Raw genomic sequence first — 13,873 nt, forward strand, 5'->3', positions numbered from 1 at the left:
CTGTGATGAAGATTGGTGTTTAACCCCCTAAAGGGTTAAGCAATAATCTACTACAAATGGAGTGAGGTATGAAATCAGTTGCGGTTGTCTTAAGTGGATGTGGTGTCTTCGATGGTAGCGAAATTCATGAGTCAGTATTAACTATGCTTTCTTTAGACCGTTTAGGTGTTAAAACGAGCTTTTTTGCACCTGACGTACCACAACTTCATGTTATTAATCATATTAACGGCGAAGAAGTAGGGGAAGAACGTAACGTCCTACAGGAGTCTGCCCGTATTTCGAGGGGAAGAATTAAGCCTTTATCACAAGCAAATGCAGAGGAATTTGATGCCCTGATAATTCCTGGGGGATTTGGTGTTGCGAAGAATTTATGTGACTTTGCTGTTAAGACAGTTGATTGCGAAATAAATAAAGATTTATTAAGTTTGGTAAGGGCTATGCATAAGCAACATAAACCAATGGGATTTATGTGCATTGCGCCTGTTATGTTGCCAAAATTACTTAATAAACCGGTGAAACTAACGGTCGGCAATGATCCTGAAACAGTTGCTCAAGTAGAAGCAATGGGGGGTATCCATATAGTTTGTGAGGTAAATGATGTTGTTGTTGATTTAGAAAATAAAATTGTGACAACACCAGCCTACATGCTTGCTGAATCTATTTCTCAGGCAGAAGTGGGAATTGATAAACTTGTCAGAAAAGTATTGGAAATGACTGAGTAACTGGATGCGAAATCCTTTTCAATTTTTATGGTACTGGCTTAAAAAAATCGTAATCTCAGTTACTATCTTATGGATAGTTTCTGTTGTTGCATTTTCATTTTTGCCAGTGCCGTTTTCTATGGTTATGGTTGAGCGCCAGATTAGCGCTTGGTTATCGGTTAATTTTTCTTATGTATCTCATTCTGACTGGGTAGGGCAAGGACAAATATCGCCAAATATCGCATTGGCTGTTATTGCTGCGGAAGATCAAAAATTCCCACAGCATTGGGGATTTGACTTTGATGCTATCGAAAGTGTACTTGAGCGTAACCAAAATAATTCTGGAAGACTCAGAGGGGCTTCAACGATTTCTCAGCAAACGGTCAAAAATTTATTTTTGTGGGATGGGCGTAGCTGGTTAAGAAAAGGGGTGGAAGCCGGGATGACTTTTGTCATTGAACTAGGATGGTCAAAAAGTAGAATTCTGACTGTTTACCTTAACATAGCAGAATTTGGAGATGGAATTTTTGGTGTTGAAGAGGCATCCAGACACTATTTTCATAAATCAGCCAGTAAATTGACGGCATCAGAAGCGGCTTTACTGGCGGCTGTATTGCCTAATCCACACCGCTATAAAGTTAACGCGCCTTCGGCTTATGTTTTACAGCGTCAACAATGGATTTTGCGGCAAATGCGGTTGTTGGGCGGGGTGAGTTACCTTGAGAAAAATGGGTTAATGCAGAATGATTGAGGGAAGAATAGAGAAGTTATTCGGTTTGACGTTGGATGATGAAAAGAGGTAAAACGCCAGCGTCAAAAAATGACGCGGCCTAATACCTAGATGTTTGACCGGCTTATTGTGTCATCATCTTCAATCAATATGGTTAATTCAGATAAGTGAATGCGGTTGTTACCCGCTTAACACCGTTAGTTTCGCTGGCAATTTTTGCTGCGGCGTTACCTTCTTGTTTGGTCAGAATGCCTAATAAAAAGACTTCGCCGTTTTCCGTAACGACTTTTATGTTAGAAGATTTAACCGAGTCACTAGCCAAGATTTTTGAGCGTACTTTAGTTGTAATCCAGGTATCTTTGGAGGCTGTACTTAATGCAACGGGTTTCCCCTGACGAATTTCATTGTAAACAGTATGTGCCCCATCAACCCGCGATGCTATCTGTTTAGCTCGGTCTGAAAGGTTTGAATCTGGGCTTTGACCTGTCAGTAAAACTTTTCCTTGATAGGCGGTGGTAATAATACGGGTTTGCTCTTTGAGCTGCTTATCTTTGTTAAGCGCATTACTGACACGGGCTTCGAGGGTACTATCATCAACCTGTTGACCAACTGTTCGGGGATCGGTTGCTGTTTTAGTCGCTACGGCGGCAGAGCCTACCACGACTGCACCAATACACCCCTGTAACATCACAGCAGTGCAAATCGTAGCTAATAGGGAGAAAAATCGCATTATTGGCTCCTTAGTCATCCTGATGGGGAAAGAGTGTATTATCGATTAAGTCACATAAGCAGTTAACTGTTAGCATATGAACTTCTTGAATTCTGGCACTGCGATGAGATGGAATACGAATCTCTACATCTTGTGGCCCGAGTAAGCCGGCAAGCTCGCCGCCATCGTAGCCTGTAAGGGCGACAATCGTCATATCGCGGGTTACAGCGGCTTCAACGGCTTTAACAATATCACGGCTATTACCATGCGTGGAAATCGCTAATAACACATCGCCTGGCTGACCTAATGCCCGTACTTGTTTAGCATAAATTTCATCATGCTGTTTATTGCTTGAAATCGCGGTGATGACCACATTGTCTGCGTTAAGCGACAATGCAGGCAGGCTTGGACGTTCAGTCTCAAACCGGTTGATCATATTGGCAGCAAATCGTTGGGCGGTCGCGGCTGAGCCGCCATTGCCACAGCAAAGAATTTTGTTACCATTCAGTAATGACTGAACCATCATCATTGCCGCTCGCGAAATAGCATCAGGTAATGCTTCTGCGGCTGCAATCTGAGTTTGAATACTTTCTGTAAAACAGACTTTAATTCTATCCAGCACCTTTATAACCTACTCAGTATCATTTTAACGAGAGAACTCATTTTGATTGAAGGCATTTTGCAACCATTCAAATTGTTGACCAGTAATAGCACAAATATCAAAGCGACAAGAAGAGGTTTCAAAACATTCACCCCGTTGCAACAGCCATATTGCGGCTGAGTGTAATAATTTTTTACGCTTGCTATGGGTGACGGTCGCCAGTGCATCTCCATGTTGCCCTGATTTGCGGAAACGGACCTCAATAAAAACCCAAGTTTGCTTGTCTTTCATAATCAGGTCAATTTCACCACCACGAACTTTCACATTTGCGGCGATAAAAGATAGCCCTTGTTTTTGTAAAAACAACTTTGCTTGCGCTTCATAGTTGCGTCCTAGCAAATAACTTGTCGGCTTTTTTATTTTCATCCAGCTTTTTTATTTTCATTCTGACAATGAGTCATTTGAATTGAAAGGCCGCTTGGTAACAAGCGGCAAATTACTTAATTAAATAGCCGTGATTTGGCCTTGATGATATTTCATCCATGAGAGCTGTCGGAAAATGGTACAGTTTTCCTGAACGGACAGCATCCCGGAAGCGCCATTGAGATGGAAATCGCTTTGCAGTTGAACCTGGCTGAATTGATTTGCTAATGACCAGGCATCAATGCCCATAGCGTAAAGGCGCATCAAAGAGTAATCATTTGCAAATTTACTCGCTGCTTGCTGCATCAGCGGCAGGTTAGTTCCGGCGATTAAGGGAATGTCGCTGAATTGCATTCCTTCCATCTCCAGACGGAAATCGGGACCGACGCCGGCCTGATTACTACGGGAACTTGCATAAAGGGCGGGCTTATCACGGGAACTGATCGCCATATCAATCATTGTCTTAATCAGCGTCAGTTCATCCAGAGTAGAAACAATATAAACTGCATCCACTGATCCGCCGATAGAGGCAGGAACAACATCGGTGTTTATCTGAGGGATTTCCAGATCACCAATGGCGATGGATGTAGGTTGATTGCTTGTGACATTGACGGCTGTTCCGGTCAGGCGGATACCCGTACCTCTATTAATTAATTGTTTCAGTTCGGCGGAAGAGCCAAAGGTTTGTTGCAGAACAGTATGCCCCCCTTGTTTTTGCCATTCCTGTGCAAAGGCGTTGGCAATGCGGTCGCCAAAAGTCCCTCTGGGGACCAAAATCAGAGGATTCTGTTTCTGTTGCAGCCAAATGTGTTCCGCGGCATTTTTCGCTTCATCTTCTGGCGATAAAGAAAAATAGCAGATATTGGGCTGTGGTTGAGCATTATCTAACTCGTTGAGTACTAGCATATTTAATGAAGTATTTATCTGAACGAGTTTAACCACATCGGGTTTGAGTAACGGTCCGACAACTAAATTCACGCCGTCCTGCTTAGCTTGAATTAATAAATTCTCCAATGGCTGGCTGGCGGTGTCATAGATTTTGACCTGTTGTGTATTAATCGGCGCATTGGCTATGACAGGGGTTGTCTGAATAGTTGGTGTTGCTGATTCCACGGGCGCCACTTCACTGGGGGAGATATCGGCAGAAACCACGTCATTTGACGCACTATCGCTGTCTGCTATAGATAAATTTTCCGGGTTTTCTGTTGGCAGTGATGGACTTGGTAAACCAGCCTGAGCATCAAGAAAACCTTGGCGAATGGCTTCACCGAATACTTTTGCTTGACCACTTAACGGCAGGAACAGAGCAAGATGGATATTTGTATCTTGCTGTTGGATAGCTGCCGGTTGTAACTGAGTTGGGAGTGACAGTGCGGCAGGGTTTTGTGGATAACGAATTTTCCAGTCATGGATAGCCGCCTGTAGTTTGTCAGAGTCCTGTTTGTTATCCTGATAGGCACTGAGTAAGTCCAGCCAGCCTTGCAGAACATTTTCATCAGCGTTAATGACTAACCCACGGCGCTCTTGTGGTGAAAGACGGGTCAACATTTGCCAGGTGTCATCAATATTTTTTTTGATGAGCCGCACTCTCTTTCAGAAGTGGTTCCTGAGCGATATAAGCACGGATGACATCAAGAGAAGGTTCGCCATGAGCGGCATCAATGATGGATTGATAACGGGCGATTTCTGTACTGATTTTGTCCTGAATTTGCGAAGGTTGTTGTACCTGTTGGTCAGGCGCGGTACATCCTGCGATGATCATAACTGCCAGCATAGCTGAACAGACTAAACCAGTTTTGATACGCACAAAAATTGAGGAAAGCATACTGTATCCAGCGATGTTTTTTTCAAAGATGCTCAATTTTAAATCGGCCATTCGGATGAAACAATGAATCAACCTAATCGAGCAGTGGTTACGACATCCACGCTATATGTTGTGCCAACCCCCATTGGAAACCTGGGTGATATCACTCAGCGTGCGCTTGAAGTTCTTGAGCATGTCGATCTGATTGCTGCCGAAGATACGCGACATACTGGCTTGTTGCTTCAACATTTTGCCATTAATGCGCGCATGTTCGCACTTCATGATCATAATGAACAGCAGAAAGCAGATCAATTAATTACAAAGCTTCAACAAGGGCAAAGTATTGCATTAGTCTCTGATGCAGGAACGCCTCTGATTAATGATCCTGGTTATCATGTGGTTCGCCGTTGTCGTGAAGCCGGTATTCATGTTGTCCCACTTCCGGGGCCTTGTGCGGCGATAACCGCCTTGTCTGCTGCGGGTCTGCCATCAGATCGTTTCTGTTACGAAGGATTTTTGCCCGCAAAACGTAAAAGCCGGAGTGATACGTTGCGGGCTTTGGAAAAGGAGTCGCGCACATTAATTTTTTATGAATCTACTCATCGTCTGATCGATAGTTTGGAAGATATGGTTGAAGTGTGGGGAGCTGAACGTTACGTCGTTCTGGCGCGAGAATTGACAAAAACTTGGGAATCTATTCAGGGGATGCCAGTAGGTGAACTTTTGGCGTGGGTTAAGGAAGATGAAACCCGTCGCCGTGGTGAAATGGTATTGATCGTTGAAGGCTGTAAAAAACAGGATGACGATATTTTGCCTCCAGAGGCATTAAGAACACTGGTGCTTCTTCAACAAGAATTGCCATTGAAAAAAGCGGCTGCATTGGCGGCAGAGATTCATGGTGTAAAGAAAAATGCGCTTTATCGTCATGGGTTGGGACAGAGTGAAGAATAGTGGTAATTGCTGATATACAGGGCAGATAATCAGTAAATGCCTATACATCGTCAGGCAAACCCCTTATAATCCGGCGCGGAGTTGACTAGACAGTCGCTGCTTTACTATTAATCCTTTGGACGATGGGTAGAGGAGAGGAAAGTCCGGGCTCCACAGGGCAGGGTGCCAGATAACGTCTGGGGGGTGAAAGCCCACGACCAGTGCAACAGAGAGCAAACCGCCGATGGCCTACTTAATGTAGGATCAGGTAAGGGTGAAAGGGTGCGGTAAGAGCGCACCGCACGGCTGGTAACAGTCCGTGGCACGGTAAACTCCACCCGGAGCAAGGCCAAATAGGGGTTCATTAGGTACGGCCCGTATCGAACCCGGGTAGGCTGCTTGAGCCAGTGCGTAAGTGCTGGCCTAGATGAATGGCTGTCCACGACAGAACCCGGCTTATCGGTTAACTTCAAAAATTTAGCCCCATTAGATTAATCTGATGGGGCTTTCACTTTTCTAAGCCGCCAGATCAATTAACAGCCCCTGAAATTCAGTATCTGCTTTTAAAACCAGACGATTTTCTTCATGAATAAAAGCGCCATCTCCGCATTTAATCAAAATGTTGTCCTTGGAATTGCCTCTTATTTTTATATTTCCGTTTAAGGATTGCAGATAGGCATTTTTTCCCTTCAATTGCAGATGATGAGATTGATTTTTAGTAAGGAAAATATGATTTACCCACACTTGCTGACGTAATTGCATACTGCCATCTTCTGCGGTTGGAGAAGCTAGCATAGCTAATGGTTGTTCTGGTAGCTCCATTCGTTGCAATGGTAAGCTTTCCTGCTGAGGAAAGGCATTCAGCCAAAGCTGTAAGCGCGTCAGTGGTTTGTTAGTACTGGCATTATGTTCACTGTAGCTGATGCCTTGACGGGTAGAAAATAGCAAACATTCTCCCTTGCGGGCTCTGATGTAGTTGCCTTCGCTGTCACGGTATTCTGCTTCACCTTGTAGAATAATATTCAATATATCCACATGTGGATAGGATTTAGGTTGGAAAGCGGCTTTGGGGGCGATGACTTCTTGATTGAGTACACGTAGTGCGCCATAACCTAAAAACTTTGGGTCAAAATAGTGACCAAATGAAAATGTATAACGAGCCTGTAGCCAACCATAGTCAGCTTTCCCACATTGTTTTGCTGTTCTATTTATAATCATGATGGCGGTTACCTTGAAAAAAACACACACTAAGAATAGTAATTATCTGGACGGCGAAATGTTAGCCAGTTAATCTGGTCACCATATTCAAATTTCCTGATTGAGAAAAATATGAGCAAAGAACGAGCGCTTACACTGGAATCTCTCCGGGTCATGGATGCGATTGACCGGCGGGGAAGTTTTGCTGCGGCTGCTGATGAGCTTGGCCGTGTTCCTTCTGCACTTAGCTATACGATGCAAAAATTAGAAGAAGAGTTGGATGTAGTACTGTTTGATCGTTCAGGTCACAGAACTAAATTCACCAATGTTGGTCGTATGTTGCTTGAGCGTGGACGCCAATTGCTTGAAGCGGCGGATAAATTAACCGCTGATGCAGAAGCATTAGCGAGAGGCTGGGAAACTCACATGACAATTGTTTGTGAAGCGTTGGTTCCTGCTTCTTCATTATTCCCGTTAGTGGGTAAGCTTGCTCAAAAATCGAACACTCAGCTCTCTTTATTGACGGAGGTTTTGGCTGGTGCATGGGAGAGGTTGGAAACAGGTCGGGCGGATATTGTTATTGCACCAGATATGCATTTTCGCGCATCGGCAGAAATTAATTCGCGTCAGCTTTACAGCATTACCAATGTTTATGTCGCTAGCCCTGATCATCCTATACATCAAGAGCCGGAACCTTTGTCCGATGTCACGAGGGTGAAGTACCGTGGTATTGCTGTGGCGGATACAGCTAGGGAGCGCCCGGTATTGACGGTTCAATTGTTAGATAAACAACAGCGTTTGACGGTCAGTTCTTTGGAAGATAAACGCCGTGCTCTCTTAGCTGGGCTGGGTGTTGCTACCATGCCTTATCCTATGGTGGAACAAGATATTGCAGAGGGCCGTTTGCGGGTGATTAGCTCCGAATACAGCCATGACACAAATGTCATTATGGCATGGCGACGAGACAGCATGGGGGAAGCTAAGTCTTGGTGTTTGCGGGAAATCCCTAAATTGTTTGTTAGTCGGTAAGTGGAAGCGATGTGAGCAATCAAAATTAGAAGGCAGGCTGAAAAAACATGATTTGATGATTGCTTAACCTGTGTCTTTCTGCGCCCTTAATCTGATTGCTGAAAGAGCTTGGGGGCTTTGCTACCAAGCTCTTTTTGAGCAGAGTTATCATCACTGGTAGGTGTAAATTTTGTGATCTCTATTCGCTGAGTATTGATGGTTCTATTTTTTTGTGCCAGACAGTGATAAAAACAGAGAGATTTTCGTATTTATTAATAACACCAGAACGGTTTTCCCCTAGGTCAGAATGGTTGCCCTGATGTTAATATATTCTTATAGGGTTGTTGGCTCTATTATTGTGTATCTTTTCTTTAATCAATGGCAACAAATAGGCTAGGCCATAGTGCATTTTTCTTTGGCAAGAAAGATGCGACTATAGCAACCGCCTGACTTTTTGAAAAATTGTACTTATTAGCTTAATTCGTCTCCATCTATTATTTTTAGCCAAAATTATCTTTTACCATATGATATTGCTTGAGAAGATCATCGGTATTGTCATATATGACAGACCAGCTACTTAGGCTAATTGTTGTGTTATGTTTAGCGTTGTCTTTGCTCTTTTTTCTATAATCTTTTATTTGTAGTCTCCAACGTATTCCTAATACCCCAATTCCATTGCCTGTATCTTTTTCTTTATCGAAATTATCTATTAGTAAGAGGAGTTTTATTCTCCAGCCGGAATCATAATTTTGGATATTGTCATCATTAATTGAGCTTAGGAGATTTGTTAGCGCAGATTCCATATCTGTTTTGTCCAGAGGTTGTACTAGAGTCTCAGAAGATCCCTTAGCAATTTGGATAAAGGCACTTTTCACTGCATCTACGTTATCATATTTATCTGTTGATGCTGGTGGATCATCCTCATTTCCCGCAAATGTACTACAATTTTTCCCTAGCCATTTAAAATGTTCAGGTACACCAATATAAATTAGTTGCGTTTTGTATCCGAGGGCCTGGTCCTCTGGTGACCAGTTAGCTCTGGATGTATGTACGAAATTGTCAGCAATATATTCCCCAATTGCAAATGACTGTGTACTTCCTGTAATTAGTTGTCTTCTTACGTCCTCAATATATTCTGTGAGTAAACTTTCATCCGTAAGGTCACATGTTAATCCAATAGCAGTCAATTGTGCCTTTAAGTCATTTGCGGATAGTTGGTCTGGTGTGTCTTTTCTTAATTTCACATTTATTTTTTTACCATGAATAGTCATAAATTCTCCGTTATTATTTTATGGGAATTAAATGTTGATTTAACAATGCATTATAAGTACATTGATTAATGTTAGCTCTATTTTTCTGGCTTGGAATTTTATGGTCTATAAATTAATTCAATGCCTCTTAAATTACCAAGTCTTACGCAAACGTTAACTTCTAATGCATTGAGATAAGCATTATGACTCATATCATAGAGTCCATAAACACCGTTACCCTCTGTAATACCAGGGGTTAGATATGTATCATACCATTGCCCTTCTACTAATACATTCATGGCAGGTCCATTTCCATTTTGGTTGCTAGTAATATTTATACTGCTTATAGATGTATTAGTAATTAATTTACCGTCGCAAACATCCTTTAATTTTCCTGCTCCGGTAGCATAAAGTGGTATTAAACAAATAATGGTATAAGCAATTGAACTATATTTCATTTGTCTTCCCTATTCGTTTATTTTATGAAGAATTCTGTGAATTATCTGGCACAGGTATTTTGGTGAAATTAAAACACAATTATTTAAATTTAAATACTAACTATTAGCCTGCGTTACTATCAATTTTTTTAATGTCAATGTTTTTAATGGCTTTCCTGTTGATTAAATGATTTTCTAATGTATATAGTTATGTGTCAAGTTGTTTTGTTCAAGAGTTATAGGCATTTTTAGTTTTATGCTGTAATTTAAAAAACAACTGATTGTTTTTTTTAAAACCGATTGTCTTAATATTATTTTTAGGGAAAAGTGGTTGTAATATAATAAGTGTAGCTATTGTTGAAATGGTTTTTAATTTAATGTGATAATGTTAAATTTTTATTATTTTATTGCCTGGAATATAATGAGCGATAATTATGTAAAGGAAATATATTAATCGTAAAATTAAATAATAAAAACGTGTGAATTTTAATTTAAATCGCTATATAAATAATCATTCGATGTTGTAATAGCAATAATTTATTATGAAATAATAAAGTAATTTAATTATAATAGGAGTGCAAAAATTATTTTTTAAATTTGATAATGTCTGATTTATGCTGAAATATATTATGACCTATTTGTGAATGTAATATTATTGATATGTGGTAATTTATTTCATTTTACGGGAGCAAGTTAAATAAATTTAAAGTAATTATATTGTGATTAAAAAATTGAATTTGATTAAATAATCTTTAAATATATTTAAATTAATTTTTATTGTTTATTTAAATTAGTATGGTGGGTGTTAATAGGATTTACACTGCAAATTCTATACTCTTTATGTTAAATTCTTAAGGGTGCTTTTAATATGTTGTCGAAAATAGAGTTAATTATTTCCTGCCGAGAAATGAGGTGGTTATTTATTTTGATAAAATAATTATTTTACCAGAATCACTATAATTCAATAAAAGTTTGGTCTATTGATTAAAGTAATCCGAAAGATCTTCCAGAACTCTCGAATTACTATTTATCTTTAGGCTCAATATTGGGTGATTGGCTGATAAAATCCTTGAGCAAGAGAGGGATTTTAATCGTTTCACTTTTTACCTGAGAATGGTTATCTCTCAGATTCAGAACAGCCACAGCAAGATATTACCAGTTTCTCTTTATCAAGTGGTCGATACTGAATTTACCTGGACCTGTGATAGCCAGTAACAGGTAACCTCCACCGATGGTCAGGTTCTTGAGAAACATAGTCTGGTTCATGCCTTCAGCGAAATTGCTGTGGAAGAGTATGGCAGTCAAGATACAGAAACCAAAGGTAAATAACGCAGTGGTACGAGTTAAGAAACCAAATAGAACGGCCAGACCACCACCCAATTCAAGTAAAATCGTCAGTGGTAATAGAAAACCAGGGACGCCCATAGCATGCATATATTGCTGAGTATCCGCGTAGGAATCACCTAATTTTCCATAACCTGCAACGATAAATAGGATTGGCATTAAAATACGGGCCAGTAGCAGAGCATTGTCTTCAAATTTTTTCATTAACAACTCCAGATATACAGGTAAATCACGATGGTTTGTTTGATGATTAACTTGTACCAACCCGAAATAGCACAATTTGTTAATCATTAACGGATGGAATGTATACTAAAGAGAGATGAGCTTAGTTGTAAGCAAGGATTATTAACAATTTTATACAAAGTTTTTGAATATAAGCAACCAGAGTGATCATCAACCAAAGATATTATGAAGAATTATTACCATTTTCATTTCAATAGTCGAATGATATAGCGCGACAAATGATAGAACTTCACAGGGTGACGGAGGCTATATAAAGAGATAGCGTGGATTGCGGGTCGCAGATAAGGTTTTAATGACAAAAGCTTCTGCCAGCTTTTGTCATAAGGTTCAGTGAGGTTCTTCCAGAGCTGTGTATTGTTGGAAAGTTCAAGTCGTTGTAGCTGGATATTTCTGAGTAACTGCTGTTTTCTCAGCTTTTTTTCCTGACGTTGTTTACTCATTACTGTAATCTTCCAGCATTTCTCGGTCGATCTTGAGTTGCTCGCGAGTAGCGCTCAGTAATGTTGAACTTTTCGCTTTCCTAATGGTCCATATAAGGCCAATAAGCGCCAGAACGAGTAGTGTGCCAGTGGTACTTGCTAATACGGTAAAACGCCAGTTGGGATCGATAGCCCAAAAAATCATAACAAGTAGACACATGAGGCCGAAAGCGGTGAGCAGTAATGTCAGGCTGGCTATGACTATCAGTTGTATCAAAGTGGCTTTTTCTTTTTCCAACTCTACAACGATGAGTTGTAAACGAGTTTCTACTATCTCGACAGCAACAGTGGCAATACGTTGGAGAATATCAAGGACCCCTTTACCGGGGCCTTGAGATTTGGATGAGTTACTCATATTAGCGTTTAGCTAATAATACACCTAATACGGCACCGACCACAGTACCTATACCGATGCTTGTCCACGGTTTATCATGAACGTAGAGATCGGCACGGCCCGCCATATCTTTTGTTTTCTTAACAACCATATCGCTGGCATTACCGAGTTTAAAACGAGTATCTTTGATGACTTCCTCTACTTTGTTGCGAAGTTCTTCTAACTCAACTTTGGATTTATCACCAGAGCTTTTGATCACTTCTTCCAGTGTCTCTGCAAGTGATTTTAGTTCAATGCGTAGATCTTCAGTATTTTTCATCTGTGACATGTAGATTACTCCTCATTTAAGGTGTGTATATTTGACTTAGTTAGTCGCTTTTCCTGATGCCGGAAAAGACTATCCTTAAATATAGCTTATATTTGGAAAGGTGAATAAAAAACATTAGAGTTATTTCACTATTCTGCTGCAAACAATACTTCTATCTACAGCAGGGAGGAATATTAGGCTTTGTTGGAATTAATCACTTTTTTTGAGGGGATTGGCAGGTTTTTTTACGCCACACAACTAACAAACTGCCGCTAAAACCAATAATGAGTAAAGCAAGTGGCAGTAATATCAGGAAATTCATTACCAAGTCTTCATACTGACGAAAAATGGGGGTCTTACCGAGTGCATAACCCAAAGAGGTAAGGATGATGACCCACAGGAAGCCGCTGAGCCAGTTAAAAAACTGGAAACGGCTGTTTTGTAGACCTGTCAGTCCTGCAAGTGTCGGTAGCAGGGTTCTGACAAATGCGAGGAAACGGCCGAGAAGTAAAGCTGACAGGCCGTGGCGGTGAAAAAGACTGTAAGCTCTTTGGTGGTAATAGGCGGGAAGGTGAGAGAGCCAGCCTTGTACTATTTTGGTATTTCCTAGCCATTTCCCTTGGAGATAACCGACCCAACAACCTAAGCTTGCTCCGGCTGTTAATATTACAATCGTCAGAGGGAAACTCATTGCACCTTTGGCAATTAATACGCCAACCAGTATAAGCAGGCTGTCTCCTGGCAAGAATGCAGCGGGAAGGAGGCCATTTTCAAGGAAGAGGATCAAGAATAGCATGATATAAATGGCCCATAATAGGGATGGATTGGCCAGAGTTTCATAATCCTGGTGCCAAAGTGCATATATAAGTTCTTTTACTATTTCCATCAGGTGTTCCTAAAATGCCTTTGTTCGTTCATCCTGAAAGCATGAGGCTAAACTGATTAAATTACGTCCTGTTTTACGTTATTTGGCTGGTTTTAATGCCTTTTTACTCCGTTGAAAAAGGCAAATGACGCGGCCTGTGCCACTGTAACAAAATCAGGGGTGACTAAACAGAAAATTTTGGTGAGCAATTGAACGTTCATTAAAATGGGATAGGAAATGGTTTATGAGGTTGGATGAGTTGCGTTTGTTCCTACTGTTTTTGCTGTTATTTTTTTATTTTTTCAGTGGTAGATTGATTCTTGTATCGATTTGATTTACTTTTCACCACAGCAAAGGGGAGTAACTTCCTTGCCGGTTTATCGTCATTACGATGCAACAGCATCCGGTAGCCGGGCAACCCTGAACTTATACCTGATGGTGCATTTTCTGTGTTGTAAGTGAGACCTTGCCAGAAGGCGAGGGTTGCTTGCAATACATCCATCTCCACGAT

18 protein-coding genes and 1 other RNA gene are annotated in these 13,873 nt (G+C 40.9%); 5 read left to right on the forward strand and 14 right to left on the reverse strand.

The features are described 5' to 3' along the window. The first annotated feature begins 68 nt into the window (after positions 1-68). Positions 69-722: an isoprenoid biosynthesis glyoxalase ElbB gene (gene elbB / locus C6H66_RS14465; RefSeq protein WP_105395928.1), complete on the forward strand. Its 654-nt coding sequence runs from the start codon at positions 69-71 to the stop codon at positions 720-722. Between the two features lie 4 nt (positions 723-726). Continuing rightward, the gene (mtgA, locus tag C6H66_RS14470) at positions 727-1,452 is read left to right on the forward strand and encodes a monofunctional biosynthetic peptidoglycan transglycosylase (protein WP_105395929.1); all 726 of its coding nucleotides are present in this window, start codon (positions 727-729) and stop codon (positions 1,450-1,452) included. 133 nt (positions 1,453-1,585) lie between these two features. On the opposite strand, the gene dolP is transcribed toward mtgA, so the two are convergent. From dolP to C6H66_RS27665, 5 genes are all read right to left on the reverse strand, one after another. Further along, positions 1,586-2,161 (reverse strand): division/outer membrane stress-associated lipid-binding lipoprotein, encoded by a 576-nt coding sequence (dolP, locus tag C6H66_RS14475; protein ID WP_036808610.1) that lies wholly within the window; start codon positions 2,159-2,161, stop codon positions 1,586-1,588. Positions 2,162-2,171: 10 nt separating this feature from the next. Next, positions 2,172-2,762 (reverse strand): DnaA initiator-associating protein DiaA, encoded by a 591-nt coding sequence (diaA, locus tag C6H66_RS14480; protein WP_036780324.1) that lies wholly within the window; start codon positions 2,760-2,762, stop codon positions 2,172-2,174. 24 nt (positions 2,763-2,786) lie between these two features. Then, positions 2,787-3,167, reverse strand: a complete 381-nt coding sequence (locus tag C6H66_RS14485) for a YraN family protein (protein WP_036808613.1) — start codon at positions 3,165-3,167, stop codon at positions 2,787-2,789. Between the two features lie 78 nt (positions 3,168-3,245). Beyond that, complete coding sequence (locus tag C6H66_RS14490) at positions 3,246-4,751, reverse strand: penicillin-binding protein activator (RefSeq protein ID WP_422615612.1); 1,506 nt, start codon at positions 4,749-4,751, stop codon at positions 3,246-3,248. Further along, on the reverse strand, positions 4,726-4,989 hold the full coding sequence (locus tag C6H66_RS27665) for a hypothetical protein (RefSeq protein WP_422615613.1): 264 nt from the start codon (positions 4,987-4,989) through the stop codon (positions 4,726-4,728). The genes C6H66_RS14490 and C6H66_RS27665 overlap by 26 nt, the downstream gene beginning before the upstream one ends. A gap of 63 nt (positions 4,990-5,052) precedes the next feature. Here C6H66_RS27665 and rsmI point away from each other — a divergent pair, with 63 nt between their 5' ends. After that, positions 5,053-5,919: a 16S rRNA (cytidine(1402)-2'-O)-methyltransferase gene (gene rsmI / locus C6H66_RS14495; RefSeq protein ID WP_105395930.1), complete on the forward strand. Its 867-nt coding sequence runs from the start codon at positions 5,053-5,055 to the stop codon at positions 5,917-5,919. 77 nt (positions 5,920-5,996) lie between these two features. Continuing rightward, positions 5,997-6,373, forward strand: an RNA gene (gene rnpB / locus C6H66_RS14500) — RNase P RNA component class A. Between the two features lie 41 nt (positions 6,374-6,414). Here rnpB and C6H66_RS14505 read toward each other — a convergent pair. Then, positions 6,415-7,116 (reverse strand): pirin family protein, encoded by a 702-nt coding sequence (locus tag C6H66_RS14505; protein WP_046396981.1) that lies wholly within the window; start codon positions 7,114-7,116, stop codon positions 6,415-6,417. A 111-nt stretch (positions 7,117-7,227) separates the two neighbouring features. On the opposite strand from C6H66_RS14505, the gene C6H66_RS14510 reads away from it, so the two are divergent. Further along, positions 7,228-8,124, forward strand: a complete 897-nt coding sequence (locus C6H66_RS14510) for a LysR family transcriptional regulator (RefSeq protein ID WP_046396982.1) — start codon at positions 7,228-7,230, stop codon at positions 8,122-8,124. Positions 8,125-8,603: 479 nt separating this feature from the next. On the opposite strand, the gene C6H66_RS14515 is transcribed toward C6H66_RS14510, so the two are convergent. The 8 genes from C6H66_RS14515 to C6H66_RS25655 all read right to left on the reverse strand — a co-directional run bounded on the left by C6H66_RS14515 (position 8,604) and on the right by C6H66_RS25655 (position 13,855). Beyond that, positions 8,604-9,374 carry a hypothetical protein gene (locus C6H66_RS14515; RefSeq protein ID WP_105395931.1) on the reverse strand — a complete coding sequence of 257 codons (771 nt, stop codon included), beginning with the start codon at positions 9,372-9,374 and terminating at the stop codon, positions 8,604-8,606. 98 nt (positions 9,375-9,472) lie between these two features. Then, on the reverse strand, positions 9,473-9,811 hold the full coding sequence (locus C6H66_RS14520; protein ID WP_105395932.1) for a hypothetical protein: 339 nt from the start codon (positions 9,809-9,811) through the stop codon (positions 9,473-9,475). Between the two features lie 1,131 nt (positions 9,812-10,942). Then, complete coding sequence (locus tag C6H66_RS14525) at positions 10,943-11,338, reverse strand: DoxX family protein (RefSeq protein WP_036780336.1); 396 nt, start codon at positions 11,336-11,338, stop codon at positions 10,943-10,945. 224 nt (positions 11,339-11,562) lie between these two features. Then, positions 11,563-11,817: a YqjK-like family protein gene (locus C6H66_RS14530; RefSeq protein WP_036780338.1), complete on the reverse strand. Its 255-nt coding sequence runs from the start codon at positions 11,815-11,817 to the stop codon at positions 11,563-11,565. Then, positions 11,810-12,211, reverse strand: coding sequence for a phage holin family protein (locus tag C6H66_RS14535; RefSeq protein ID WP_046396984.1), 402 nt, complete (start codon positions 12,209-12,211; stop codon positions 11,810-11,812). The genes C6H66_RS14530 and C6H66_RS14535 overlap by 8 nt, the downstream gene beginning before the upstream one ends. A 1-nt stretch (position 12,212) precedes the next feature. Continuing rightward, entirely contained in the window at positions 12,213-12,518 is a 306-nt protein-coding gene (locus tag C6H66_RS14540) for an ElaB/YgaM/YqjD family protein (RefSeq protein WP_046396985.1), read from the reverse strand. Between the two features lie 193 nt (positions 12,519-12,711). Continuing rightward, positions 12,712-13,383 (reverse strand): DedA family protein, encoded by a 672-nt coding sequence (locus tag C6H66_RS14545; protein WP_036780344.1) that lies wholly within the window; start codon positions 13,381-13,383, stop codon positions 12,712-12,714. A 265-nt stretch (positions 13,384-13,648) separates the two neighbouring features. Then, a complete protein-coding gene (locus tag C6H66_RS25655; RefSeq protein WP_152662958.1) occupies positions 13,649-13,855 on the reverse strand; it encodes a hypothetical protein in 207 nt (68 codons plus the stop codon). Positions 13,856-13,873: the final 18 nt, after the last annotated feature.

Source organism: Photorhabdus hindustanensis (genome assembly GCF_002968995.1).
Lineage (GTDB): Bacteria > Pseudomonadota > Gammaproteobacteria > Enterobacterales > Enterobacteriaceae > Photorhabdus > Photorhabdus akhurstii.